28 protein-coding genes are annotated in these 24,360 nt (G+C 73.6%); 18 read left to right on the top strand and 10 right to left on the bottom strand.

Features of this window, described 5'->3' with window-relative positions:
• Window positions 1-13: 13 nt before the first annotated feature.
• Window positions 14-1,003: an ABC transporter substrate-binding protein gene (locus RM425_RS12690; protein ID WP_311345577.1), complete on the bottom strand. Its 990-nt coding sequence runs from the start codon at window positions 1,001-1,003 to the stop codon at window positions 14-16.
• A gap of 226 nt (window positions 1,004-1,229) precedes the next feature.
• Entirely contained in the window at window positions 1,230-2,414 is a 1,185-nt protein-coding gene (gene glgA / locus RM425_RS12685) for a glycogen synthase (RefSeq protein WP_311345576.1), read from the bottom strand.
• Window positions 2,415-2,634: 220 nt separating this feature from the next.
• On the opposite strand from glgA, the gene glgC reads away from it, so the two are divergent.
• Both glgC and RM425_RS12675 read left to right on the top strand, forming a co-directional pair.
• Window positions 2,635-3,855 carry a glucose-1-phosphate adenylyltransferase gene (gene glgC, locus RM425_RS12680; protein ID WP_311345575.1) on the top strand — a complete coding sequence of 407 codons (1,221 nt, stop codon included), beginning with the start codon at window positions 2,635-2,637 and terminating at the stop codon, window positions 3,853-3,855.
• The gene (locus tag RM425_RS12675) at window positions 3,836-4,348 is read left to right on the top strand and encodes a 2'-5' RNA ligase family protein (RefSeq protein WP_311345574.1); all 513 of its coding nucleotides are present in this window, start codon (window positions 3,836-3,838) and stop codon (window positions 4,346-4,348) included. The genes glgC and RM425_RS12675 overlap by 20 nt, the downstream gene beginning before the upstream one ends.
• 25 nt (window positions 4,349-4,373) lie before the next feature.
• Here RM425_RS12675 and RM425_RS12670 read toward each other — a convergent pair whose 3' ends face one another.
• Window positions 4,374-5,027: an O-methyltransferase gene (locus RM425_RS12670; RefSeq protein ID WP_311345683.1), complete on the bottom strand. Its 654-nt coding sequence runs from the start codon at window positions 5,025-5,027 to the stop codon at window positions 4,374-4,376.
• 211 nt (window positions 5,028-5,238) lie between these two features.
• Between RM425_RS12670 and sigE the strand changes: the two genes are divergently transcribed.
• The 4 genes from sigE to RM425_RS12650 all read left to right on the top strand — a co-directional run bounded on the left by sigE (window position 5,239) and on the right by RM425_RS12650 (window position 8,382).
• Window positions 5,239-5,823, top strand: coding sequence for an RNA polymerase sigma factor SigE (sigE, locus tag RM425_RS12665; protein ID WP_311345573.1), 585 nt, complete (start codon window positions 5,239-5,241; stop codon window positions 5,821-5,823).
• Window positions 5,820-6,392, top strand: a complete 573-nt coding sequence (locus RM425_RS12660; RefSeq protein ID WP_311345572.1) for an anti-sigma factor family protein — start codon at window positions 5,820-5,822, stop codon at window positions 6,390-6,392. Before sigE ends, RM425_RS12660 begins: the two co-directional genes overlap by 4 nt.
• A gap of 86 nt (window positions 6,393-6,478) precedes the next feature.
• Entirely contained in the window at window positions 6,479-7,960 is a 1,482-nt protein-coding gene (locus RM425_RS12655) for a S1C family serine protease (RefSeq protein WP_311345571.1), read from the top strand.
• Between the two features lie 59 nt (window positions 7,961-8,019).
• Complete coding sequence (locus RM425_RS12650; RefSeq protein WP_311345570.1) at window positions 8,020-8,382, top strand: twin-arginine translocase TatA/TatE family subunit; 363 nt, start codon at window positions 8,020-8,022, stop codon at window positions 8,380-8,382.
• Between the two features lie 95 nt (window positions 8,383-8,477).
• Here the strand turns inward: RM425_RS12650 and RM425_RS12645 are convergent, their stop codons facing one another.
• Window positions 8,478-8,945 (bottom strand): SRPBCC family protein, encoded by a 468-nt coding sequence (locus RM425_RS12645; RefSeq protein ID WP_311345569.1) that lies wholly within the window; start codon window positions 8,943-8,945, stop codon window positions 8,478-8,480.
• A gap of 133 nt (window positions 8,946-9,078) precedes the next feature.
• On the bottom strand, window positions 9,079-10,230 hold the full coding sequence (locus RM425_RS12640) for an Mrp/NBP35 family ATP-binding protein (RefSeq protein WP_311345568.1): 1,152 nt from the start codon (window positions 10,228-10,230) through the stop codon (window positions 9,079-9,081).
• Window positions 10,231-10,387: 157 nt separating this feature from the next.
• On the opposite strand from RM425_RS12640, the gene RM425_RS12635 reads away from it, so the two are divergent.
• The 4 genes from RM425_RS12635 to RM425_RS12620 are packed head-to-tail and all read left to right on the top strand — an operon-like array spanning window position 10,388 to window position 12,246.
• Window positions 10,388-10,930, top strand: coding sequence for an SRPBCC family protein (locus RM425_RS12635; protein WP_311345567.1), 543 nt, complete (start codon window positions 10,388-10,390; stop codon window positions 10,928-10,930).
• Between the two features lie 11 nt (window positions 10,931-10,941).
• On the top strand, window positions 10,942-11,640 hold the full coding sequence (locus tag RM425_RS12630; RefSeq protein WP_311345566.1) for an AzlC family ABC transporter permease: 699 nt from the start codon (window positions 10,942-10,944) through the stop codon (window positions 11,638-11,640).
• A complete protein-coding gene (locus RM425_RS12625) occupies window positions 11,637-11,954 on the top strand; it encodes an AzlD domain-containing protein (protein WP_311345565.1) in 318 nt (105 codons plus the stop codon). Before RM425_RS12630 ends, RM425_RS12625 begins: the two co-directional genes overlap by 4 nt.
• A 4-nt stretch (window positions 11,955-11,958) precedes the next feature.
• Entirely contained in the window at window positions 11,959-12,246 is a 288-nt protein-coding gene (locus RM425_RS12620; RefSeq protein ID WP_311345564.1) for a hypothetical protein, read from the top strand.
• Between the two features lie 36 nt (window positions 12,247-12,282).
• Here RM425_RS12620 and RM425_RS12615 read toward each other — a convergent pair whose 3' ends face one another.
• Window positions 12,283-12,915, bottom strand: a complete 633-nt coding sequence (locus tag RM425_RS12615; protein ID WP_311345563.1) for a MerR family transcriptional regulator — start codon at window positions 12,913-12,915, stop codon at window positions 12,283-12,285.
• Between the two features lie 72 nt (window positions 12,916-12,987).
• Here RM425_RS12615 and RM425_RS12610 point away from each other — a divergent pair, with 72 nt between their 5' ends.
• The 3 genes from RM425_RS12610 (at window position 12,988) to RM425_RS12600 (ending at window position 15,071) form a co-directional block, all read left to right on the top strand.
• Window positions 12,988-13,458, top strand: a complete 471-nt coding sequence (locus RM425_RS12610) for a DUF4188 domain-containing protein (protein WP_311345562.1) — start codon at window positions 12,988-12,990, stop codon at window positions 13,456-13,458.
• 160 nt (window positions 13,459-13,618) lie between these two features.
• A complete protein-coding gene (locus tag RM425_RS12605) occupies window positions 13,619-14,374 on the top strand; it encodes a GNAT family N-acetyltransferase (RefSeq protein ID WP_311345561.1) in 756 nt (251 codons plus the stop codon).
• Between the two features lie 49 nt (window positions 14,375-14,423).
• Window positions 14,424-15,071: a hypothetical protein gene (locus RM425_RS12600; RefSeq protein WP_311345560.1), complete on the top strand. Its 648-nt coding sequence runs from the start codon at window positions 14,424-14,426 to the stop codon at window positions 15,069-15,071.
• 39 nt (window positions 15,072-15,110) lie between these two features.
• On the opposite strand, the gene RM425_RS12595 is transcribed toward RM425_RS12600, so the two are convergent.
• The gene (locus tag RM425_RS12595; RefSeq protein WP_311345559.1) at window positions 15,111-15,629 is read right to left on the bottom strand and encodes a DUF1003 domain-containing protein; all 519 of its coding nucleotides are present in this window, start codon (window positions 15,627-15,629) and stop codon (window positions 15,111-15,113) included.
• Window positions 15,622-16,860: a magnesium transporter MgtE N-terminal domain-containing protein gene (locus tag RM425_RS12590; protein ID WP_311345558.1), complete on the bottom strand. Its 1,239-nt coding sequence runs from the start codon at window positions 16,858-16,860 to the stop codon at window positions 15,622-15,624. The genes RM425_RS12595 and RM425_RS12590 overlap by 8 nt, the downstream gene beginning before the upstream one ends.
• Before the next feature lie 101 nt (window positions 16,861-16,961).
• Here RM425_RS12590 and RM425_RS12585 point away from each other — a divergent pair, with 101 nt between their 5' ends.
• The 3 genes from RM425_RS12585 to RM425_RS12575 all read left to right on the top strand — a co-directional run bounded on the left by RM425_RS12585 (window position 16,962) and on the right by RM425_RS12575 (window position 19,884).
• A complete protein-coding gene (locus RM425_RS12585) occupies window positions 16,962-17,834 on the top strand; it encodes a PhzF family phenazine biosynthesis protein (RefSeq protein WP_311345557.1) in 873 nt (290 codons plus the stop codon).
• Between the two features lie 2 nt (window positions 17,835-17,836).
• On the top strand, window positions 17,837-18,766 hold the full coding sequence (locus RM425_RS12580; RefSeq protein ID WP_311345556.1) for a DMT family transporter: 930 nt from the start codon (window positions 17,837-17,839) through the stop codon (window positions 18,764-18,766).
• A gap of 167 nt (window positions 18,767-18,933) precedes the next feature.
• The gene (locus tag RM425_RS12575; protein WP_311345555.1) at window positions 18,934-19,884 is read left to right on the top strand and encodes an HpcH/HpaI aldolase/citrate lyase family protein; all 951 of its coding nucleotides are present in this window, start codon (window positions 18,934-18,936) and stop codon (window positions 19,882-19,884) included.
• 71 nt (window positions 19,885-19,955) lie between these two features.
• On the opposite strand, the gene RM425_RS12570 is transcribed toward RM425_RS12575, so the two are convergent.
• Window positions 19,956-20,471 carry a DUF4190 domain-containing protein gene (locus tag RM425_RS12570; protein ID WP_311345554.1) on the bottom strand — a complete coding sequence of 172 codons (516 nt, stop codon included), beginning with the start codon at window positions 20,469-20,471 and terminating at the stop codon, window positions 19,956-19,958.
• Between the two features lie 159 nt (window positions 20,472-20,630).
• On the opposite strand from RM425_RS12570, the gene RM425_RS12565 reads away from it, so the two are divergent.
• The gene (locus RM425_RS12565) at window positions 20,631-21,830 is read left to right on the top strand and encodes an acyl-CoA dehydrogenase family protein (RefSeq protein ID WP_311345553.1); all 1,200 of its coding nucleotides are present in this window, start codon (window positions 20,631-20,633) and stop codon (window positions 21,828-21,830) included.
• Between the two features lie 75 nt (window positions 21,831-21,905).
• Here RM425_RS12565 and RM425_RS12560 read toward each other — a convergent pair whose 3' ends face one another.
• Window positions 21,906-22,511: a TetR/AcrR family transcriptional regulator gene (locus RM425_RS12560; RefSeq protein ID WP_311345552.1), complete on the bottom strand. Its 606-nt coding sequence runs from the start codon at window positions 22,509-22,511 to the stop codon at window positions 21,906-21,908.
• 187 nt (window positions 22,512-22,698) lie between these two features.
• Between RM425_RS12560 and RM425_RS12555 the strand changes: the two genes are divergently transcribed.
• Entirely contained in the window at window positions 22,699-24,351 is a 1,653-nt protein-coding gene (locus RM425_RS12555; RefSeq protein ID WP_311345551.1) for an ABC transporter substrate-binding protein, read from the top strand.
• Window positions 24,352-24,360 lie beyond the last annotated feature (9 nt).

Below are 24,360 nucleotides of genomic sequence, written 5' to 3'. Positions count from 1 at the left end.
GGGGCGGCGGGTCTCAGCCCTGCAGGGCCTCGGCGACGGTCTCGGCGAAGTCCGCGACCCGCGGACCCCAGCGGGACGCGACGTCGTCGTCGGCCTCGATGATGCGCCCCTCGACCACGGCCGGGACCGTGCCGAAGGCGGGCCGCTGGGCGATCGTCTGGGCGCTCTCGCCGCAGCACTTGGTGTCGGCCAGCACGATGACGTCCGGCGCCTGCTCGACGAGGTACTCGGCGGAGAGCTGCGGGTAGCCGCCGCTGGGCTCGGGGGCGCCGTCGGCGACGTTCTCCAGCCCGAGCATCGAGTAGATGCTGCCGATGAAGGTGGAGCTGTCCGCGGAGTAGAGGGTCGGGTCGAGCTCGTGGTAGACCCGCTGGCCCTCCACGTCGGCGGGGACCGAGGCGACGGCGGCCTCGATGCGGTCCTGCACGTCGGCCACGGCGTCGGCGGCCTCCTCGACGTGGCCGGTCACCTCGCCGAGCAGCTCCATCTGCGCGTAGGTGTCGTCCAGGTCCTCGGCCGCCTCGAGCAGCAGCACCGGCACGTCGAGGGTCTCGAGGGCGTCCACGATGCCGTTGGTGTCGTTGCTGAGCACCACCAGGTCCGGCGAGTAGCCGGCGATCGCCTCGGCGTTCGGCGTGAACGACGACAGGTCCGTGGTCGGCGCCTGTTCCGGGAAGTTGGAGTTGTCGTCCACGGCCTCGACCTGGTCGCCGGCGCCGATGGCGAACAGCATCTCGGTGGCGGTCGGCGACATGGAGACGATGGCCTCGGGCCGCTCGTCGAGCGTCACCTCGCCGTTGGCGGCGGTCACCGTCACCGGGAAGTCCGCTGCCTCGGACGAGGACGGTGCCGCGCTGTCGTCGTCGCCGTCGGACGACGAGTCGCCGCAGGCGGTGAGGGCGAGCAGGAGGGCGGTGAGCAGGGCCAGCAGCGCGGCGGGGGAGGGCCGCCGCCGGCGGTCGCGCGACGTCGACCGCGCCGCGCGGGGAAGGGAACCGGACAAGAGAAGTGCCTCCAGCGGAGGCGGCGAGCGTCGGCCCCGAGCTGACCCGACGCCCGATGCGCGACCCCTGCCGCGAGGGTCGGTTGCATGGCGCAGAGCAGGCGATCTGGCTCGGGCCACCCAGTGGCCTCTCACAGTTGCGGGACAGCGCCGGATCTCCACCGGACTTCGCTGCTGCTGCGTCACCGGCGCACGGGCCGGCGCGGAAACGGTACCAGCGCGGCCGCTACGGGCGCGCCGAGAGAACGGCCGAGTAGACGTCGGCGGTCTGCCGGGCGATCGCCGGCCAGCCGAACTCGGCGAGCACCCGCTCCCGGCCGGCCGCGCCCATCCGCGCGGCCCGCTCCGGATCGCCGAGCAGCTCGGTCATCCGCGCTGCCAGACCGCTCGCGAACGCGTCGGCGTCGTCCGGGTCGTAGGGCACCAGCAGCCCGGTCCGCCCGTCGTCGACCACCTCCGGGATGCCGCCCACGGCACTGGCGACGACGGCGGTGCCGCAGGCCGCCGCCTCCAGGTTCACGATGCCCAGCGGCTCGTACACCGACGGGACGACGAACACGGTGGCGCGGCTGATGAGGGGGACGAGCTGCTCGCGCGGGACCATCGCCTCGATCCACACCACGCCCTCGCGGCGGGCCTGCAGCGCGGCGACGGCGTCGGCCACCTGCTGGCGCTCGGCCCGGGTGTCGGCGGCGCCGGCGCAGAGCACCAGCCCGACGTCTGCGGGCAGCTGCTCGGCCGCGGCCAGCAGGTGCGGCAGACCCTTCTGCCGGGTGATCCGGCCGACGAACAGCGCATAGGGGCGGTCCGGGTCGACGCCGAGGGCCCGGACGGTGTCCGGCGCGTCGACGGGGCGGTAGGCCTCGGCGTCGACGCCGTTGCCGACGACGTGGACCCGTGCGGGGTCCAGGTCGGGGTAGGCGTCGAGCACGTCGGTGCGCATGCCACGGCTCACGGCGATCACCGCGTCGGCGGCGAGGTAGGCGGTGCGCTCGACCCACGACGACAGCCGGTAGCCGCCGCCGAGCTGCTCGGCCTTCCACGGGCGCCGCGGCTCCAGCGAGTGCGCCGTGACCACGTGCGGGGCGCCGTGCACGAGGGAGGCCAGCATCCCCGCGCCGTTGGCGTACCAGGTGTGGCTGTGCACCAGGTCGGCGTCGCCCAGGGCTGCGGCGATCTGGACGTCCACGCCCAGCGCCTGCAGCGCGCCGTTGGCCGCGCGCAGCCCGTCGGGCACCGCGTACCCGGTGGCGTCGTCCCGGTCCGCGCCGAAGCAGTGCACGTCGACTGCCACCACCCCGCCGGACCCGGCCGGCAGCGCGCGCAACGCGGCGACCAGGTGCTCGACGTGGACGCCGGCACCGCCGTAGACGTCCGGCGGCCACTCACGGGTCACGATGCCGATGCGCACGCGGCTCACCCTAGGAGGACGCCCTGCCTCTCACCGCTCGCAGGCTCGCCGCGGGGTCCTGCACGGGCGCCGTCCCCTCGCCGCACCGGGCCGGCACTGGCCCCGAAGGCAGAAGGACCACCCTTCCCCCCACGCCTCGCACGCTCGCCGTGGGCCCCTGAAGGGTGGCCTGGGAGCCTTCGATGGCGTGTCCGCGGCGGCCAGCGGTTACGTTGCGAGCATGCGTGGCGGTCCTCGGGTTCTCGGCATCGTGCTGGCGGGCGGTGAGGGAAAGCGGCTGTCTCCGCTCACCCAGGACCGCGCCAAGCCGGCGGTGCCCTTCGGCGGCAACTACCGCCTCATCGACTTCGTGCTCTCCAACCTGGTCAACGGGGACATCCGGCAGATCGCCGTCCTGACCCAGTACAAGAGCCACAGCCTCGACCGGCACATCACCACGACGTGGCGGATGTCGCAGCTGCTCGGCGGCTACGTCGCACCCATGCCGGCGCAGCAGCGGCTCGGGCCCAGGTGGTACACCGGCAGCGCCGACGCCATCTACCAGAGCCTCAACCTGATCTACGACGAGCGCCCGGACATCGTCGTCGTCTTCGGAGCCGACCACGTCTACCGCATGGACCCGCGGCAGATGATCGACCAGCACCTGCAGACCGGTGCCGGCGTCACCATCGCGGGGCTGCGCGTCCCCCGTCGCGAGGCCACCGAGTTCGGCGTGATCGACGCCGCGGCCGACGGCAAGGTCCAGGGGTTCCTGGAGAAACCGGCCGACCCGCCCGGCCTGCCGGACTCGCCGGAGGAGAGCTTCGCCTCCATGGGCAACTACGTCTTCACCACCGACGCGCTGCTCGAGGCGCTGCGCACCGACGCCGCCGACGAGGACTCCGTGCACGACATGGGCGGCTCGATCATGCCGATGCTCGCCGCGAGGGGGGAGGCGTGGGTCTACGACTTCTCCACCAACGTCGTGCCCGGCGCCACCGAGCGCGACCACGGCTACTGGCGCGACGTCGGGACCATCGACTCCTACTACGACTCGCACATGGACCTGGTCTCGGTCACGCCCGTCTTCAACCTCTACAACGACCGCTGGCCGATCTACACGCTGCCGCCGCAGCTGCCGCCGGCGAAGTTCGTCCTGGGCGGCCGGGCCGAGGAGTCGATGGTCAGCGCCGGCGCCATCATCGGCGGCGGCGCGGTGCACGGCTCCGTCATCTCGCCCGGGGTGCGGGTCGAGCGCGGTGCGCGCGTGGAGGGCAGCGTCGTCATGGACGGCGTCTCTATCGGCGAGGGCGCGGTCGTGCGCCGGGCGATCCTGGACAAGAACGTCGTCGTGCCACCCGGTGCGCGCATCGGCGTGGACCCCGACCTCGACCGCGAGCGCTACCACGTCAGTGCCGGCGGCGTGACCGTGCTGGGCAAGGGTGCCCGGGCCGCCCTCTGAGCCGCTGGTCGTCACGCTGCTGCTGGACGACGCGGCGCAGCAGCGGTTCGACCGGCTGCGGGCACAGCACTTCCCGGCCGAGCGCAACCACCTGGCCGCGCACGTGACGCTGTTCCACGCGGTGCCGGGGGAGCACCTGGACGCCGTCCGCGCCGATCTCGCCGCGGCCGCCGAGCGCCCCGCCTTCGACGTCGACGTCACCGGGGTGCGGTTCCTCGGCCGCGGGGTCGCGTACTCGCTGCGGTCGGCCGAGGTGGCCGCGGTCCGGGGCGGGCTGGCCGCGGCGTGGCAGCCGTGGCTCACCCCGCAGGACCGGCAGCGGCACGCGCCGCACGTGACCGTGCAGAACAAGGTGCAGCCCGCCGTCGCCCGCGCGCTGCACGAGCGGCTGCTCGCGGGGTTCGTGCCGTGGACGGTGCACGCCCGCGGCCTCGGCCTGTGGCGCTACCTGGGCGGCCCGTGGGAGCCGGTGGCGGAGGCGCCGTTCCGCTGACCGGTCGCGCCGTCGCGCCGGTGGCTCAGCGCCGGGTGGCGACGAGCAGGCCCTCGCCGATGGGGAGGACGGCGGACGTCAGGTCCTCGTTCTCCCGCACGGCGCGGGTGATCTCCCGCCAGGCGACCGTCTGCGGGTCGCGCGCGGTGCGGTCCGCGATCCGCCCACCGGCCAGCAGGCCGTGGCAGGCCAGCGTGCCGCCGACGCGTACCAGGTCCAGCAGCCCGCCCAGCTGGTCGGCGTAGTCCCGCGGAGGGCCGGTGCACACGACCATGTCGTAGGCGCCGGGGGAGAAGCGGGGCAGCACCTCGGCGGGCGTCCCGAAGATCAGCCGGGTCCGGCCCGAGGGCACCCCGGCACCGGCGAACGCGGCGCGGGCCGCGCGCAGCTGCTCGGGATCGCCGTCCAGCGCGGTCAGCACCCCGTCCCGACGCATCCCGCGCAGCAGCCACAGACCGGAGAGCCCGCCACCGCTGCCGATGGAGACGACCGACCGCGCGCCCACGCTCGCGGCGAGGACGGCGAGGGTGGCGCCCACCGCGGGCTCGACGGGTGGGGGCCCCGGCAGCCGTGCGGCGCGCTCCCGCGCGGCGGCCATCCCGTCGGACTCGGCGGCGAAGCGATCGGCGTAGGCGGCGCCCTCCGGGCCGCTCCCCGGCGGCGGTGGGTGGGCGCTCATCACCGGCCGAGGGTAGTGGTCACCGGCTCCGGAACGCCGTGCGGACGCCCGGGACGTGACCGAGCTGTGAGTTGACTGGGAAGGGGGTGCTGCGGGAACACCGCCCGCGCGACCACCCGTTGGACGGTATGTGCGCCTCCAGCGACCCCTGTCCGAGCGACCCTCCGACGCCGATCCGGTCGTGCCGGCGCGCGTCGGCGATACTGGTGCCGTGTCCGAGCCCGTGCGACCCGAGGCCGAGGGCTGGGTGGCGCCCACCTGGGAGCAGGTCGTGCGCGAGCACTCGGCCCGTGTGTACCGGCTGGCCTACCGGCTCTCGGGCAACCCTCAGGACGCCGAGGACCTCACCCAGGAGACGTTCGTCCGGGTCTTCCGCTCCCTCGCCGACTTCTCACCCGGCACCTTCGAGGGCTGGCTGCACCGCATCACGACCAACCTGTTCCTCGACATGGTCCGACGTCGGCAGCGGATCCGCTTCGACGCCCTCCCCGAGGACACCGAGCGACTGCCCGGCCGCGCGCCCAGCCCCGAGCAGGTCTACGCCGACACGCACCTGGACCCGCAGATCCAGGCGGCCCTCGACGCGCTCTCCCCGGAGTTCCGCGTCGCCGTCGTCCTCTGCGACATCGAGGGGCTGACGTACGAGGAGATCGCGGCCACGCTCGGCATCAAGCTCGGCACCGTGCGCAGCCGCATCCACCGCGGCCGGGTGCAGCTGCGACAGGCCCTGGCGCACCTGGCCCCGGGCCGGGTGCCCGCCGAGGACGACGCGTACCTGGGAGGGGGCAGCGCGTGAGCATCCCGGAGAGCCACCTGGCCCAGGAGGCGATCGCGGCGCTCGTCGACGGCGAGCTGACCGCCGGTCCCGCCGCACGGGCCGCCCGCCACCTGACCGGCTGCCTGCAGTGCCGCATGGCGGTGCAGGCCCAACGGGAGGCGAAGGACGCCCTGCACGGCTCCCAGGAGGTGGCGGTGCCCGGCGACCTCATGTCGCGGCTGTGCGCCATCCCCTTCACCGCGGACGTGCCGGGCGCCGGCGGCGGCCCGCTCTCGCTGGGGTCGGATCCCTCCCGCCTCACCGTGCAGGACGGCGCGAGCACCTGGGAGGTCGACCTCTCGCCGCAGGACCGCCCGCACCGCCCCCACCACGCCCGCTGGCTGCGCCGCGGGCTGGTCGGCACGCTCGCCGGCCTCGGCGCGGGCGTCACCGCCCTCGCGCTGAACCTTCCCGCCGACGTCCCGCCGGCCCCCGGAACCGTGGCCGACTCCACCGTGCGCGAGCACACCGAGGTGGTCCCGCCGGTCGTGCGCACCCTGGACGTCGGGACGACGTCTCCGCTCGATCCGCTGGGCGGCACCCCCTGAGCAGCCCCGACGACCGCGGCACCCCGGCCCCGGAGGGCGACCCGGCGTTCGCCCGGCCGTCCGGGCAGGACGGGCCCTTCGGCGAGGTGCCCGACCGCCTCGAGCCGCGACGGGTAGTCGCCCCGGAGCCCCCCGCCGGCCAGCAGGCCGCCTTCGGCCGTCCGGCCAGCGTGCCCGGGAGCTTCTCCGGCGACCGCCCCCGGCCGCCCGCCCGTCCCGTCCCGCCGCCCCCACCGGAGGCGGTGCTCCGCGCGTTCGGGCCCCCCGCTCCGGGGCACCGTGGCCTGCAGGAGCCGCCGTCCGGCCGCCCCGGGCGCCGGCGCACCGCCACGGGCCCGTGGTGGAAGGCCGACGCGCGCAGCGACCCCTGGCGCGATCCGTACGCACCCGCCGGGCTCGGTGCTCCGGCGGTCTACCCGGAGGTGCCCGCGGAGCAGACCGGCCCGGTCGTCGTCGACGACAAGGGACGGAAGCGGCTGCGGCTCCGGGACGTCTCCGTCCGGCTCTCGGCCCTGGCCCTGCTCGCCGTCCTGCTCGTCGGGGCCGTCGGCGGTGGCGTGGGCTGGTTCCTTACCCGCAGCACCCCCGAGTCCCCCCTGCTCTCGCCCGGCACGACGCTGTCGCAGGTCGATCCGGGCATCACCCGCGAGCCCGGCTCGATCTCGGCCATCGCCGAGGAGGTCATCCCCGCGGTGGTATCGATCGAGGTACGCGTCGGGGAGGCCGGCGCGACCGGCTCCGGCGTGGTGATCGACGGCGACGAGGGCTACATCGTCACCAACAACCACGTCGTCTCCGGGGCCGACGACGTCGAGGGCGCCGAGATCCGGGCGGTGTTCTCCGACGGCAGCGGCTCGGCCGCCCGCATCGTCGGCCGCGACCCCGCCAGCGACCTCGCCGTCATCAAGGTGGAGAAGCCCGGCCTGGTCACGGCCTCGCTGGGCACGTCGGACAGCGTCGTCGTCGGCGACCCCGTGGTGGCCGTCGGCTCGCCGCTGGGCCTGGCCGGCACGGTCACCAGCGGCATCGTCAGCGCCCTGGACCGGCCGGTGCGCCTGGCCGGCGAGGGCAGCGACACCAACGCCGTCATCAGCGCGGTGCAGACCGACGCCCCGATCAACCCGGGGAACTCCGGTGGCGCGCTCGTCGACGCCAGTGGCGCGCTGGTCGGCATCAACACCGCCATCGCCTCGCTCGGGGGCGCGGGCACGACCGGCGGGTCGATCGGGCTGGGCTTCGCCATCCCGATCGACACCGTGCGCGACGTGGCCGAGCAGCTCATCTCCACCGGCAGCGCCGTGCACTCCTCGCTGGGGGTGAACGCCCGCTCGGTGACCGACGGCACGCGTGACGGCGCCCTGGTGCTGAACGTCGAGCCGGGCAGCGCCGCCGACGAGGCCGGCATCCGGGAGCGGGACGTGATCATCGCGGTCGACGGCGAACGGGTCGGCAGCTCCGAGGAGCTCGTCGTGGCCGTCGACCGCCACGCCCCGGGCGAGGAGGTCACCGTCGAGATCGTGCGCGGTGGCAGCTCGCGGGAGCTGCGGGCGACGCTCGACGCCGCGTGAGGGCTGCCGCCTAGGCTGGAACGGGCTCGCACAGCGGGCCGGAGGAACGGAGAGCGGCGGTGTTCGACTCGATCGGCTGGGGCGAAATCATCGTCCTGGGGCTCGCCGCGCTGTTCATCTTCGGGCCCGAGCGGCTGCCGCACCTGGCCAAGGACGCGGCAACCGGGCTGAAGAAGGTGCGGGCGGCCCTCACCGGCGTCCGCACCCAGGTCAACGAGAGCCTCGGCGACGACCTGCCCGAGCTGCGCGACCTCGACCTGCGCAAGTACCACCCGAGGACGTTCATCCGCAGCCAGCTCTTCGAGGACGACGAGCCGGTCCCCGGGCGCAGCGGGAGCACGGCCGCCTCGGCGGCCGCACCGGTGGCCGCCCGCCCGCGGGACCGCGCGGTGCCGCCCCCGTTCGACCCCGACGCGACGTGATCTGTCGTCCTCCGGACGACACCGTGACCACGTGCCGTCCCGGCGGGAGCGGAGCGACTCCGCCCTTCCTCGCGGGAGCCTCCGGCCCCCACTCGTCACGACCCGGCTGACGCCCGATCCTGTTCGGCGGCCTGCTTGAGTCGCTGCAGGGTGGCGACGATGCCCTCGCGGTTGCGCTCGGGGAACTTGGCCCAGCGGACGACGGCGTCGGTGACGCCGTCCGCACGCGAGGCGTCGAAGGTCTCGGTGACCATCGTGCCGCCGTCGGCGGTGGGCGCCAGCTCGTAGCGCCAGCGGTTGGCCGTGAAGTGCCGCCAGGCGATCCGCCGCCCGGGCTCGAACTCGACCACCCGGTTGCGGATCACGTAGGGGACGCCGAAGAGCTTCATCCGGACGGTGAACGTCTGGCCGGTTCCGGTGAGCCGCTCGGGCGCGCTGATCACCGAGCCGACCGAGCCCGACCCGTCGATCCGCGAGTGCTGGCGGGGGTCGGCGAGGATCGCGAAGACGGTCTCCGGCGGGGCGTCGATGGTGATGCTCTCGGAGATCAGCTCGTCGGTCACGCGGATGAAGGTAGGGCAGGGGCAGCACTGTCGTGCCGAGTGGAGCCCGGAGGGTTCCGCGCAGGCACGACGTAGCCGCTCAGCGGCGCAGGGGACGGCACGTGGTCGCGGTGTCGTCCGGAGGACGACGGTGTTACCGCTTGACGGGGGTGAGCCCCAGCGACATGCCGGAGAGGCCGCGCTGACGGCTGGCCAGCCCGTCGGCGATCTTGATGAGCGCCTGGGCGGCCGGGGAGTCGGGGTCGGCCAGCACGATCGGTGCACCGGCGTCGCCGGCCTCGCGCAGCCGGGTGTCCAGCGGGATCTGGCCGAGCACCGGCACCCGGGCGCCGAGGGTCTTGGTCAGCGCGTCGGAGACCGCCTCGCCACCGCCGGAGCCGAAGATCTCCATGCGCGAGCCATCGGGCAGGTCCAGCCAGGACATGTTCTCGATGACGCCGACGACCTGCTGATGGGTCTGCGTCGCAATGGCGCCGGCCCGCTCGGCCACCTCGGCGGCGGCGAGCTGCGGCGTGGTGACGATGAGGATCTCGGCGTTCGGCAGCAGCTGCGCGATCGAGATCGCCACGTCACCGGTGCCCGGGGGCAGGTCCAGCAGGAGGACGTCGAGGTCGCCCCACCACACGTCGGCCAGGAACTGCTGCAGCGCGCGGTGCAGCATCGGCCCGCGCCACACGACCGGGGTGTTGCCCGGGGTGAACATGCCGATCGAGATGAGCTTCACCCCCAGGGCCTGCGGCGGCATGATCATGCTGTCGACCTGGGTCGGCTTCTCCTCGGTGCCCAGCATCCGCGGCACCGAGTGGCCGTAGATGTCGGCGTCCACGACGCCGACGGCCAGGCCGCGCTTGGCCAGCGCCGCGGCGAGGTTCACCGTGACCGAGGACTTGCCGACGCCGCCCTTGCCCGAGGCCACCGCGTAGACGCGGGTCAGCGAGCCGGGCTGAGCGAAGGGGATGACCGGTTCGGGGGTGTCGCTGCCGCGGACGGTCTTGCGCAGCTCGGCGCGCTGCTCGTCGCTCATCACGTCCAGCACCACGGACACGCCGGTGACGCCGGCGACGGCGCCGACTGCCTGGGTCACCCGGTTGGTGATCGTCTCGCGCATCGGGCAGCCGGCGACGGTCAGGTAGACCTCGACGCGCACGGAGCCGTCCGCGGCGATCTGGACGTCCTTGACCATGCCCAGCTCGGTGAGCGGGCGGTTGATCTCGGGATCCTGGACGGTGGCCAGAGCGGCGGTGATGGCGTCGAGCGCCGGCGTGCCGGTCAGGGTGTCGGACATCGGTGCGTCTGTCTCCTTCGACGGGGGACCCGTCCGGCCTCCGGGCCTCGGCGCTTCGTGCGCACACGGGTCGTCAGCCACTGTACGGCGGCCCGTCCTGCCGTCCGCCCGCGCGTGGGGGTGATCTGCTGCTCAGGTCGGTGCCATGCTCGGGCCCGTGACCATCCCGGACGAGGCGCCCGCCCCCACCGAACCCGCCGCCGAGCGGATCGAGGCGACCCGCCTCGTCCCGGCCTCCCCGGCGGAGGTCTTCGCCGTGCTGTGCGATCCGCAGGGGCACGTCGACATCGACGCCTCGGGGATGCTCATGGACGCCGAGGGAGAGCCCGTCTCCGCCGTCGGCGACCGGTTCCTCGTGCACATGGACCGGGAGGCGCTCGGCGACCTGCCGATGGGGAGGTACGACGTCGAGGTCGTGATCACCGCCTTCGAGCCCGACCGCGAGATCGCCTGGACCATCGAGGGCACCATCCGCCCGCCGCTGCGGCACGTCTACGGCTACCGGCTGGAGCCGGTCGACGGCGGCACCCGCGTCACCTCGTACTGCGACTGGTCGGACCTGCGCGAGGACTACCGGCCCTTCCTCATCTTCCCGATCGTCCCGGAGAGCGCGCTCAAGGGGACGCTGGGCATCCTCGACCGCACGGTGCGCCGGCGGCGGTCGCGCGGCGGGAACGGCTCCGTCGGCGGGGGCGCATAACCTCTGCGGACGTGTCCTCGCCCGGCCGGTCCAGCACGCTCCGCGACGCCGTCGGGCTGGGGGCTGCCGTCGGCTTCTACGGGATCGCGTTCGGCGCGGCCGCCGACGCCGCCGGGCTCGACGTCTGGCAGGCCATGACCCTGTCGGCGCTCATGTTCTCCGGGGCGTCGCAGTTCGCGCTGGTCGGCGTCCTCGGTGCCGGCGGGAGCGCGCCGGCCGCCATCGGCAGCGCTCTGCTGCTGGGCACCCGCAACACCGTCTACGGCGTGCGGCTGGCACCGCTCCTGGCTCCCCGGAGCGCGCTCGGCCGGGCGGGTGCGGCGCACTGGGTCATCGACGAGACGACGGCGATGGCCGTGGCCGCCCCCGACCGCGAGCTCGGCCGGCTGGCGTTCTGGGCCACCGGCGCGACGATCTACCTCGGCTGGAACGCGATGACGCTGGTCGGCGCGCTCGGTGCCTCCGGCCTCGGCGGCCCTGCCGCGGCGGCGCTGAACGCGGTCGTCCCGGCCGCCTTCCTCGCCCTGCTGTGGCCGCGGCTGACGGCGCGGGGTTCGGCCGAGCCCGCGGCACAGCGACGGGTCGCTCTCGGGGGAGCGGTGGTGGCGCTGGCGCTGACGCCGTTCGTGCCGGTGGGGGTGCAGGTCATCGCCGCGGTCGTCGCCGTCGCCCTGGCCGGCCGGCCGCGCACCGCGGAGCGAGCGGCATGAGCGGCAACACGCTGTGGGTGGCGGTCGTCGTCGCCTCGGTCGGCTGCTACCTGCTCAAGCTGGCCGGGCTCTCGGTGCCGGCTGCCTGGGTGGAGCAGCCGTGGGTGGCCCGCGTCGTCGACTTCGTGCCCGCCGCGCTGCTGGCCGCGCTCGTCGCCGTCCAGGCCGTGACCACCGACGACCGCATCGTGGTCGACGGCCGGCTGGCGGGCCTGGCCGTGGCCGCGCTCGCCCTGGCGCTGCGGGCGCCGTTCATCGTGGTGATCGCTCTGGCCGGGGCGACCGGCGCCGGCGTGCACGTGCTGGCCGGCTGATCGCATGGAGGGGTTCTGGCTGGGCACCGTGCTGGCGGCGGTCGCCTGGGTGCCGACGGCGGCATGGTTGCTCGTGCGGCGGTGGGACCACCTGGACCGCTGGTTCCTCGTCGCCCTCGGCTGGGGCGTCGTCGTCGTCGCGGGCGCGGTCGTGGCGGCGCGTGCGGCCGTGGACGGTGCCGGGTCGGGGAGCGCAGCGGCGGCCGGCGCACCGACCTGGTTGCTCGGCCAGACGCTCGGCTTCTGGGTCGGCGTGACGCTGGTCGGCACGCGGCGCCGGACCCCGCGCTGAGCCGGTCGCCGTGGACGAGCGGGCCGCCCCTGACGTTCAGCCAGCCGCGGCCGCGTCGCCGCCCGTCGGGAAGCGGCGGCGGGAGGCGTCCTCGTGGGCCAGCCGGCGGAGGGTCAGCAGGACCGGCTCGAGCAGCACGGTGTTGACCACCACGAAGCGCACGGCCTCGGCGAGGGAGCCGGTCGGGACGTCGGCCACGTCCTGCTCGCCGAGCCGGCCGGCGGCCTCCGCGTAGCGGTCCAGCAGCTCGTCGGACGGAGGGGCCCCGGCCGCGCGCAGCGCCTCGAGCGCCGCGGCCAGCGCGTGCAGTGCGGGGGAGTCGTCGTCCACCCGCCACCCGTGGCGGCGCAGGAGTTCGCGAGCCTGGCCGAGGTCGTGGGGGACGTCGGGGCCCACCGCGGGCAGTGTGCAGTGGGCCGTGCCCAGGACCTGGTGCATCGACGTCGCGGGGGCGTCCACGGCCTCCAGGACGGTGCGGGCCGTGGCGACCGAGAGGCCACCGGGGCCGAGCAGGGCACGGATGAGACCCAGCCGCTCGACGTGCTGTTCGCCGTAGCGGGCGCGCGTGGCCCCGGTCAGCTCGCCCGGGGGGAGCAGGCCCTCCCGCAGGTAGAACTTCACGGTCGCCACCGGGACGCCGGACCGGCGGGCCAGTTTCGAGATCTGCACGGATCCCCCTCGACATTGGATAGTGCCACTGCCTAGTGTTGGGTACTCACACTATCCAACCAGGAGGACGGCATGGCGCGGATCGTCAGGGGTCGCTGGACCCACACGCACGAGGGAGACCTGACGGTCTTCCTGATCGGCATGCGCATCAACCGGTGGTGGCGACCGGATGCCTGGCTGCCGGCCCTCGCCGCCATGGGTCCGATGCTGGCCGAGCTCTCGCGGGACCCGGAGTCCGGCTTCCTGGGCTACCGCATGGCGCTGGGCCCGCGCGGCCCGCTGCTCGTCCAGTACTGGCGCCGGACCGAGGACGTGTACCGCTACGCGACCGACTCCGGCGCCCGGCACCGCCCGGCCTGGACCGCGTTCAACCGGCGCACCCGGAGGGTCCCCGGCGCGGTCGGCGTCTGGCACGAGACCTACGAGGTCGCGCGGGCGGAGACCATCTACGTCGACCTGCCGGTGAGCGGGCTGGTCGCGGCGTCCGGCGCGCGTCCGGTCACGGGCCGGCTGGACCGGGCCGTGGACCGACTGGCCGGCTGAGCCCTCGCGGAGCCGTTAGGGTCCGGGCGTGACGACGCCCCGTTCGTGGTGGATCCGCCCGTAGGCGGACCGTCGTCGCACGACCAGACCGCTGCTCCGGGAGCCCGGTCTGGACCAGAAGTCCTCCCGCCGGTCCGGGGCCGACCCGAGGACGACCGACATGACCGATCAGCAGGACTCCCTGACCGATCTCCGCCGGGCCATCGACGGCATCGACGACGAGATCGTCGCGCGGCTCGCCGTCCGGCAGGGCCTGGTGGAACGGGCCGGCCGTCTCAAGCGCGACGCGACGGCCGTCCGGGCGCCCGACCGCGTCGCGGCGGTCATCCGACGCGTGCGTGCGACGGCGGAGCGGGCAGGCGCGGACCCCGCACTCGTCGAACGCGTCTACCGCACGATGATCACCGCCTTCATCGGGCTGGAGCTGACCGCGACCGGGCTGCGCGACCGCCCGGTGCTGGCCCCGGCCAGGCCGGAGAACGCCGGTGAGCTGCTGACCCTGCAGCGGGCCGCCTACGCGACGGAGGCGCGCATCTACGGCGATCCCGGGCTGCCGGCGATGGTGCAGACCCTGGACCAGCTCGCCGCCGAACTGGCCACGGGGCCGGGCTTCACCGCGACCGTCGGCACACGGATCGTCGGGGCGGTCCGCGGCCGGATCGAGGGCGACGTCCTGCACGTCGGCCGGCTGACCGTGGCGCCGGACCGGCAGGGGCAGGGGATCGGCACCGCGCTCCTGGCCGAGGTGGAGGCGGCCGCTCCACCCGGGACGACGAAGGCGACGCTGTTCACGGGCCACCTGAGCGTCGCGAACCTGCGGCTGTACGAGCGGCAGGGTTATCGCGAGGAGCGGCGTGCACGCCTGACGCCGCAGGTGGAGTTGGTGCACCTCACCAAGTCGCTTCCGCCCGGCTGACCGCGCGTCGTCCCCGACCGGCCGCCCGGCGCGGGCACGATCGACGCAGATGACCGGGACCCCCACGAGTCGTGGCACGCGGCCGGAGCTGCCCGCCGTCGGAAGCTTCCTGCTGCTCGGCGTCCTCGCCGGGGTCGCGGCGAAGGTGGCCGACGAGTCGGGGTGGCGCTGGGCGGCCGATCTCGGCTCGTACCCCGCGGCCTGGGTACTGGCCGTCGCGCTGATCGCCCGGAGCGCGCCGTCGGTGGCGACCGCGGCGATCCGGTCGGCGGTCTTCTTCGCCGCGATGACCGTCGCCTACTACACCTGGGCGGCGGCGGTCCTCGGCTTCGGCTGGAACAGCCTTCTCCCGGTGTGGCTCGTCCTGTCCGGAACCGCGGTGGCGGTCTTCGCCGCAGCCGTGCGGTGGGCGGACCGGAGGACCGGCCTCGGGCCCGGTGCGGTGATCGCCGGGGCGGCCGGGCTGCCGATCGCAGGTGGGGAGTTCGCTGACCTCTGGCACGCAGCGGTCGGCACCCCGGCGGGGTCGGGCCGGCTGGACCCGGTGCAGGCCGCCGTCGATGCCGTCGTGGCCGTGGTGCTGGTCGTCGTCCTCCCGTGCTCGTCGCGCACCAGGTTGTGGGCGGTGGCCTTCCTCGTCCCGGCGACCGTGGTGGCCGGGACTCTGCTCCACGTGCTGCGCACCGTCACCGGCTGAGGATCGAGCCGACTCCTGGCCCACCGACGACAAGGCGGCTCAGCCGACCGGGTCGCGCTTCTTCTTCGCCTTCTTCTCGCGCCGCTCGCCGTCGTCGCCGGAGTCCTCGGTCAGGCGGTTCAGCTCGCTCCGGATGAAGTCGCGGGTGGCCAGCTCGCCGACCGCGACGCGCAGCGAGGCGAGCTCGCGGGCCAGGTACTCCGTGTCGGCGCGGGTCGAGGCCGCGCGGGCCCGGTCCTCCTCGGCCTGGACGCGGTCGCGGTCGGCCTGCCGGTTCTGCGCCAGCAGGATCAGCGGCGCGGCGTAGGCCGCCTGCGTGGAGAACGCCAGGTTGAGCAGGATGAACGGGTAGGGGTCCCATCGGAGGTTGACCGCGACCACGTTCAGCGTGATCCAGACGATCACGATGATCGTCTGGACGGCCAGGAACCGGCCGGTCCCGAGGAACCGGGCGATCCCCTCGGCGAAGGCGCCGACCGAGTCGGGGTTGAGCCGCAGGAAGCCGGTGAACCGCCGGGGTCCGCCGCTGGGGACGTCGAGGCGTGGCTTCTCAGCCACGACGGGCCCGCTCGCGCCAGTCGTCGGGCAGCAGGTGGTCCAGGACGTCGTCGACGCTGACCGCGCCCACGAGCCGGCCCTGGGCGTCGACCACGGGGGCGGCCACCAGGTTGTAGGTGGCGAAGTAGTGGGTGACCTCGGCCAGCGGCGCCTCGGGCCGCAGCGGCTCCAGGTCGTCGAGGATGCCGCTCACCAGGCTGGACGGCGGTTCCCGCAGCAGCCGCTGGATGTGCGCCAGGCCGAGGTAGCGGCCGGTCGGGGTGGCCGACGGGGGGCGGCAGACGTAGACCTGGCTGGCGAGCGACGGCGTGAGCTCGGGCTCGCGCACCCGGGCCAGCGCCTCGGCGATCGTGGCGTCGGGGGAGAGGATCACCGGCTCGCTGGTCATCATCCCGCCGGCGGTGTCCTCGGAGTACTTCAGCAGCTGGCGGACCGACTCCGCCTCGTCGGGCTCCATGAGCTCGAGCAGCCGGTTCCGGTCGACGTTGGACAGCTCCGAGAGCAGGTCGGCGGCGTCGTCGGGGTCCATCTCCTCGAGCACGTCGGCGGCGCGGCGCTCCTGGAGGGTGCCCAGGATGGTCACCTGATCGGCCTCGGGCAGCTCGCCCAGGACGTCGGCCAGGCGCTCGTCGTCCATGGCCTCGGCGACCTCGTGCCGGCGCTTGATGGGCAGCTCCTGCAGCGCGTGGGCCATGTCGGCGGCGTTGAGCTCCCGGTAGGTGGCGATCAGCGTCTCCGCGCCCTGCCCGGTCTGCGGCAGCGCCAGCCCGGCGACCTCGTCCCAGGCCAGGGTGTGCAGCTGTCCGCGGCGGCCCAGCCGACCGGGCTCCTGGACGGCCAGCTTGGCCAGCTCCCACTCGCCGGTGCGGGTCTGCTCGATGCCGGCGTCGACGACGTGTGCCGGCTTGCCGCCGTCCAGGATGTGCACCGAGCGGTCGAACAGCTCGCCCAGCACGAGGGTCTCGCCGGTGCGCTGCTCGAAGCGCTTGAGGTTGATCGTGCCGGAGGCCAGCATCACCGCGCCCGGGTCGATCGCGGTGACCCGGCCCATCGGCACGAAGATCCGGCGGCGCGCGACGACCTCGACGACCAGGCCGAGCACGCGTGGGCAGGCGGTGCCCACGCGCAGGGCGACGACGACGTCCCGCACCTTGCCGACGCGGTCGCCGTTGGGGTCGAACACCGTCAGCCCGGCGAGCCGGGAGACGTAGGCCCTGCTCACCGTGGTCACGGGCCCTCCTCGCTGGTGTTCGTCGTCCCCCGTGCCCGGGGCCGGCCTGTTCTGCGCGCCCTCGCACGCCCGGTCGCCGAGCGAAGGCTACCGTCGGCGCCGTGAACGGCCCGGAGCTGCTGGATTACGAGATCGTCGACGTGTTCGCGCCGCGGGCCTTCGCGGGGAATCCGCTGGCGGTGGTCTACGACGCCGACGCGCTCACCACCGCGCAGTGCCAGGCGCTGGCGAACGAGTTCCACCTCTCCGAGACCTCGTTCCTGTGCGCCCCGACCGAGCCCGGCGCGGACTACAGAGTGCGGATCTTCACCCCCTACGCCGAGCTGCCCTTCGCCGGACACCCGAGCGTCGGGGCCGCGCACACGCTGGTGCGGGCCGGGCGGCTGCCCGCGGGCACGGTGCGGCAGGAGTGCGGCGCGGGGGTCCTGGACGTGGTCGTCGACGAGGACGGCGCGACCCTCTCCGGTGGGACGCCGACCCTGGCGGACGGCCCCGCCGCCGAGGAGCTGGCCTCCGCCCTGGGCCTGGATGCGGCCGACGTCTCGGGCGTGCCCGTGGAGGTCGCCGGCTGCGGGCTGCCCTTCGGCTACCTCTCGGTGTGCCTGGATGCGGTCGACCGCGCCGTCCCCGACCCTGCCGCGCTGCGCCGGTTCGCCGTGGGCGAGGGCGTCTCGGTGCTGTCGTGGGACGCCGCGTCGGCCACCGCCTACGCGCGCGTCTTCGCCGCCGACCTGGCCTGGGGCGAGGACCCGGCGACCGGCTCTGCGGCCCTGGGCGCCGGCGTCTGGCTGGTGGAGACCGGGCTCCTGGCGGCGGAGGGGACGTCGTCGTACACCGTCCGGCAGGGCGAGCACATGGGCCGCCCGTCGGTCCTGGAGTGCACCGTCACCGCCCAGGCCGGCCGGGCCGCGGGCGCCACGGTCCGCGGCTCGGTCGTGCCGGTCGCCTCCGGCCGGGTCCGGGTGCCCGGCTGAGCATGTCGCAGAGCGTCGCGCCCACCTCGTCGTGGGCGATGCAGCGTCCGGGGAGCCGCGACGTCGCGCTGATGGGGGTGGCCGTCCTCGGCGTCTCGATGTCGGGGCCGCTCACCGCGCTGGTGGTGGCGCCGGTGCTGGCGGTCGCCTTCTGGCGCAACGCCGCCGGCGCCGCCGTCCTGCTGCCGGTGCTGCTCACCCGCGAGCGCGCGAGCCTGCACGGCCTGACCCTCCGGGACCTGCGCAGCTCGGTCGTCGCCGGGCTGTTCCTGGCCGCGCACTTCGCCGCCTGGCTGCCCAGCCTGACCATGACCACCGTCGCCGCCTCGACCGCGCTGGTCACCACGACCCCCATCTGGACGGCGCTGGCCGCCCGGTTCGCCGGGGTGCGCCTGCCGGCCACGGTGTGGTGGGGGCTGGCGCTCTCGGTCGGGGGCGCCGCCCTGATCGCCGGTGTGGACGTGACGGTGAGCGTCGAGGCGCTCATCGGTGACGGGCTGGCGGTGCTGGGCGCGATCTTCGCCGGCGGCTACGTGCTGGCCGGCGCGCGCGCCCGGGAGCGGTTGTCGACCTCGGCCTACGCCGTCGTCGCGTACTCCGTCTGCGCGGCGGCCATCGCCGTGGGCGCGCTGGTCGCCGGGGTGCCGCTGGGCGGGCTGAGCACCCGCGACTGGCTGCTCATCGGTGGGATCACCGTCTGCGCCCAGTTGCTCGGGCACACACTGCTCAACCTGGTGCTCTCGACGGTCGGCCCGACGATGGTCAGCCTGGTGATCCTGCTGGAGGTGCCGGGCGCGACGCTCGTCGCGCTGGTGCTCCTGCAGCAGGCCCCGCCGCTGCTCGCGCTGCCCGGGATGGTCGCCGTGGTCGCGGGGGTCGCCCTCGTGGTGCGCGGCAGCCGGCCGACGACGCTGGTCGAACCGGCGACCTAGCCGAGGACGTCGTCCCGCCGACCCTCCAGTTGATCATCGTCATGTGGCAGCGCCCGCCGGCGTGTCGACCGACCAGATGACGATGATCAACAGCGGGTGAGCGGGGGGAAACGCCGTCGTTACGCTCCCCGCAACCGAATCGTCGACTCGCAATCTGCGGAGGCACTGTGGCCGAGCTCCGATCACGTCGTTCCAACCTGGCCGTTCCCGGCAGCAACCCCCGGTTCCTCGAGAAGGCCAAGGGCCTGCCCGCCGACCAGGTCTTCCTCGACCTCGAGGACGCGTGCGCGCCGCTGGCCAAGCCCGGCGCCCGCAAGAACATCGTCGCGGCGCTGAACGAGGGCGGCTGGGGCGACAAGATCCGCACCGTCCGCGTCAACGACTGGACGACGGAGTGGACCTTCCAGGACGTGCTCGAGGTCGTCGGCGGTGCCGGCGCCAACCTCGACGCGATCATGCTGCCGAAGGTGCAGGACGCCGCGCAGGTCAAGGCGCTGGACATGCTGCTCACCCAGATCGAGAAGGCCAACGGCTACGAGGTCGGGAAGATCGGCATCGAGGCGCAGATCGAGACCGCCCAGGGCCTGATCAACGTCAACGACATCGCGTTCGCCAGCGACCGCATCGAGACGATCATCTTCGGCCCCGCGGACTTCATGGCCTCGATCAACATGAAGTCGCTGGTCGTGGGCGCCCTGCACCCCGACTACCCGGGTGACCCGTTCCACTACATCCTCATGCAGATCCTCATGGCCGCCCGCGCCCGTGGCGTCCAGGCGATCGACGGCCCCTTCCTCCAGGTGCGCGACGTGCCCGCCTTCGAGGAGGTCGCCAAGCGCTCGGCGATGCTCGGCTTCGACGGCAAGTGGGTGCTGCACCCCGGCCAGATCGACGCCGCCAACGAGATCTACGCGCCGTCGCAGGAGGACTACGACCACGCCGAGCTGATCCTCGACGCCTACGACTGGGCGACGTCGGAGGCCGGTGGCAAGAAGGGCTCGGCGATGCTCGGCGACGAGATGATCGACGAGGCCAGCCGCAAGATGGCGCTGGTCATCGCCGGCAAGGGCCGCGCCGCCGGGCTGTCCCGGACGTCGTCCTTCACGCCGCCCGAGTAGAAGGACCCCCTTCACCCCACCACTCGCAAGCTCGCGGCGGGTCCCTGAAGGGGGCCCGCCGCGAGCGACGTTCAGGGGGCGAAGCCCTCGTCGGCCAGTGCGATCACGGCGATCAGCCAGACGACGATCAGCATGACGAAGAAGGCGGTCACGATGCCGCCGACGATGATCCCGGCGAGCGCGAGACCGTCGCCGTCCTCCTGGGTCCGGCGGATCTGCCGCCGCGCCATGATGCCGGTGACCAGCCCGGCCGGCGCGAAGATGAACGCCAGCACCAGCGAGAGGATCGCCAGGGAGTTGGTCGGCCGGCCGTAGGGATGGCCGTAGGCCGGCTGGCCGTACTGCGGCTGCCCGTACTGACCTGCCCCGTAGGGCGGCTGGCCGTACTGGCCCTGGCCGTACTGGCTCCGGCCGTACTGGTCCTGCCCGTACGGCGGCTGCCCGTACTGGCCCTGCCCGTACCGCGTCTCGTCGTACTGGGGCGGGCCGAAGCCGGGCTGGCCGTATCCGGGCTGCCCCGGCGGCTGCTCGCCGGGATAACGGCCACCGTCGTGCGGGGACGCCGTGCCGTCGTCGGGAGTGCTCATCGGGTCTCCTCCTGCTCCTCGGCGGGCGGTCGTGATACTCCACCACGCCCACCGGTTCCCCGGCCGTGACGGCGCGCTGGCCACCACGCGGCGGGCGCCCGGCGGGGGTGGCTCATACTTCCCGTCAACTACGGACACCGGAGTCCCCGGAGGAGACCGATGACCCGCTTGGCCCAGACCGCGGACCTGACCGACATCCAGCGCGAGATCCTGTCGACGGTTCGGAGCTTCGTCGACCGCGAGATCATCCCGCACGCGCAGGAGCTCGAGCACGGCGACATCTACCCGCAGGAGATCGTCGACGGGCTCAAGGAGCTCGGGATCTTCGGCCTGATGATCCCCGAGGAGTACGGCGGCCTGGGTGAGTCGCTGCTGACCTACGCCCTGGTGGTGGAGGAGATCGCCCGCGGCTGGATGAGCGTCTCCGGCGTCATCAACACCCACTTCATCGTGGCCTACCTGCTGCGCCAGCACGGCACGCAGGAGCAGAAGGACCACTACCTCCCGCGCATGGCCACCGGCGAGGTGCGCGGCGCCTTCTCCATGTCCGAGCCGGGCCTGGGCTCCGACGTCGCCGCCATCCGCACCAAGGCGACGAAGAACGCCGACGGCGACTACACGATCAACGGCCAGAAGATGTGGCTGACCAACGGCGGCAGCTCCACCCTGGTCGCCGCGCTGGTGCGCACCGACGAGGGCGCCGAGCGGGCGCACGAGAACCTGACGACCTTCCTGGTCGAGAAGCCGGCCGGCTTCGGCGAGGTCAAGCCTGGCCTCACCATCCCCGGCAAGATCGACAAGATGGGCTACAAGGGCGTCGACACCACCGAGCTGGTGTTCGACGGCTACCAGGCCAAGGCCTCCGACATCCTCGGCGGCGAGCCCGGCAAGGGGTTCGCGCACATGATGGACGGCGTCGAGGTCGGCCGGGTCAACGTGGCCGCCCGTGCCTGCGGCATCTCGATCCGCGCCTTCGAGCGCGCGATCGCCTACGCCCAGCAGCGGGAGACCTTCGGCAAGCCGATCGCCCAGCACCAGGCGATCGCCTTCCAGCTCGCCGAGATGGCGATCAAGGTCGAGGCCGCCCACCTGATGATGGTCAACGCCGCCCGGCTCAAGGACGCCGGCAAGCGCAGCGACGTCGAGTCGGGCATGGCGAAGACCCTGGCCAGCGAGTACTGCGCCGAGGTGACCACGCAGTCCTTCCGCATCCACGGCGGCTACGGGTACTCCAAGGAGTACGAGATCGAGCGGCTCATGCGCGAGGCGCCGTTCCTGCTCATCGGCGAGGGCACCAGCGAGATCCAGAAGACGATCATCAGCCGCGGTCTGCTCCGGGAGTACAAGATCAGGGGCTGATAGCCGCCCGCACACCGGAGGCCCGGAACCGGCCCGGTTCCGGGCCTCCGGCGCTAGTCGATCCGGCCCGCGGCCTCATGCGCCGCGGAGGTCACAGCCCGTCGCGGTCGAGGCGTAGTCGAGGAGGTGGGACTCCGCCTGCTCCCGGGCGATCGAGATGCCCGCGACGACGTGGTGGCCGTAGGCGTCCTCCAGCGCGACCAGGTTGCTGGCCACCGATACCGCCGGGCTCTGCAGCGCGAACACACCCGCGGCGCTGCCCGCCTCGAGCACCGACTCGTAGAGGTTCACCTGGCGCTCGTAGAGCAGTGCCCGCTGGGCCGTGACCGCCGGGTTGCGGACGACCTGCGGGTGGAACTCGTAGAGCAGGATGCAGGTCTCGTCGTCGGCTCCGGTCGGCAGGCCGGACCGGACGAGTGCTGTCAGGCGCTCGCGTGGGTCGGCCATGTGCTCGACCATCTCGCGCCGCTGGGTGCTGAAGCGGTCGATGGCATCGCGGTAGACCGCGCGGAACAGGTCTTCCAAGTCGGGGAAGTAGTAGCTGACCAGCCCCGGGGAGAGCCCTGCCTCCGCCGCGATGTGCCGGATGCGCACCGGGGCGAGCCCCTGGTCGACGATCCGGCGCCGCGTGGCTGCGATGAGGTCGTCGCGCCGGGCCTGCTGATCCTTCTTCCGTGCCACGACCCGATGTTGCTCGCGCAAGCAAAAAAACGCAACACCCCTCGACGAGGAGATCCCCAGTCTCAACTGGGAGGCCGCTGCCTATTGACAGGGCGACCCGCTAGTTCTTTGCTCCCTTGTTCAAGGGACCAAGTAGGTAGCTCCCGCCGCCGGCGGTGGGCGAGCAGGTCGACGAGAGGGGCTTCTCATGGCAACCGGACCAAGGACCGCCCGCGGGACGGTGACGGCGGCGGGACTGGCCACCGCGGTGCTGCTGGCCGGCTGCTCGGAGGCGTCCTCCGGCGGTGAGGACGGCGGCGGGCAGCAGCGCGACGCCGAGCTGGTGCTCACGACACCGGCCGCCGCCGGCGAGATCGACCGCATCAGCTGGGCCCTCGGCTCGGAGCCGCTGTCGTTGGACTGGGTGTACAGCTACGACTACCCGCCCAACACCGTCGTCTCGAACGTCTGCGAGAGCCTGTTGCGCATCGACGAGTCGTTCACCCCCGGCCCCGGGCTGGCCGAGAGCTTCGACAACCCCGACCCCACCACGTGGGTCTACGCGATCCGGCCCGACGTGACCTTCCACGACGGCTCGACGATGACCGCGGAGGACGTTGCGTTCAGCCTCAACCGCCACCTCGACGAGGAGGTCGGTTCCTACTGGTCGGGCTTCTACAGCAACGTCGAATCCGTGGCGGTGACCGGCCCGCTCGAGGTGACCGTGAAGCTCACCCAGCCCGACGTCCTGTTCAACCAGATGATGGCCGTGGCCGGCGGGGTCGTCGGCAAGCAGTCCTTCATCGAGGCGGCCGGCGAGGACCACGGCACGCCGGACGGCGGGCTGATGTGCACCGGGCCCTTCGCACTCCAGGAGTGGTCGAAGGGCGAGTCGATCACCCTCGCCCGGCACGACGGGTACTGGGACGGCGCGAACGCCGCGCAGGCGGAGACGATCGAGTTCTCCTTCCTCTCCGACGCCGCCGCGCTGGCCAACGCCCTGGTGACCGGAGCTGTCGACGGCACCTACGGCGTGCCCGAGTCGGCGCTGCGAAAGGTGCTGGAGAGCGGCGCCGGGAACGTCTACTACGGGCGGCAGACCTCGACCCGCAACCTGATCGTGGCCGACCTCGAGGGCCCGCTGGGCGACGTCCGCATCCGCCAGGCGCTCTCGCTCGCGCTGGACCGCGAGGGCTTCGCGGACGCGGCCATCCCCGGCCCGAGCGAACCGTCGCGCGCGGTCGCTTCGAAGCTGACCTGGGGCGAGGGCGCTGCGGGGGAGACCTTCGCCGCGGCATGGGAGGAGCTCCCGGCTCCGGAGCAGGACATCGAGCGGGCCAAGGAACTGGTCGCCGAGGCCGGCGCGCCCGACCGACCGATCGTGATCGCGCAGAGCCCCGCACCGGTGCAGCAGGTGCTCGCCAACGAGGTGCAGGCCGCCGGGAAGCGGATCGGCCTGGAGGTGGAGATCGAGCCGATCGCCGCGGAGGCCTACAGCGCGCTGTTCGGCGATGCCGAGGCTCGCGAGGGCATCGACCTGTTCCACACCACCTGGTATGCCGACGTGGCCGACCCGCTGCAGATCTACGTGAACTGGCAGACCGACAACTTCGCCAACTACGGCGGCTGGAGCGACGCCGACTACGACGCACTGGTCGACGAGGCCCTGCAGGAGGGGGACGCCGAAGCCCGAGCGGAGATGGTGGTGCGACTGCAGGAGAACGTCACCGAGAACGTGCTGTGGATCCCGGTCGACCACTCGGCCAACAGCGTCTTCCTGAGCGACCGGATCAGCGGCGCCCCGGCGACCAACGCCTACCTGTACTACCCCTGGGCGGCCCAGCTCGGCGCCCGCGGCTAGGGGCCGGTC

It is taken from the genome of Blastococcus goldschmidtiae (assembly GCF_031845325.1).
Classification (GTDB): domain Bacteria; phylum Actinomycetota; class Actinomycetes; order Mycobacteriales; family Geodermatophilaceae; genus Blastococcus; species Blastococcus goldschmidtiae.
The sequence above is the reverse complement of the archived record's forward strand: the minus strand, read 5'-3'. Positions and strand labels throughout refer to the sequence as shown.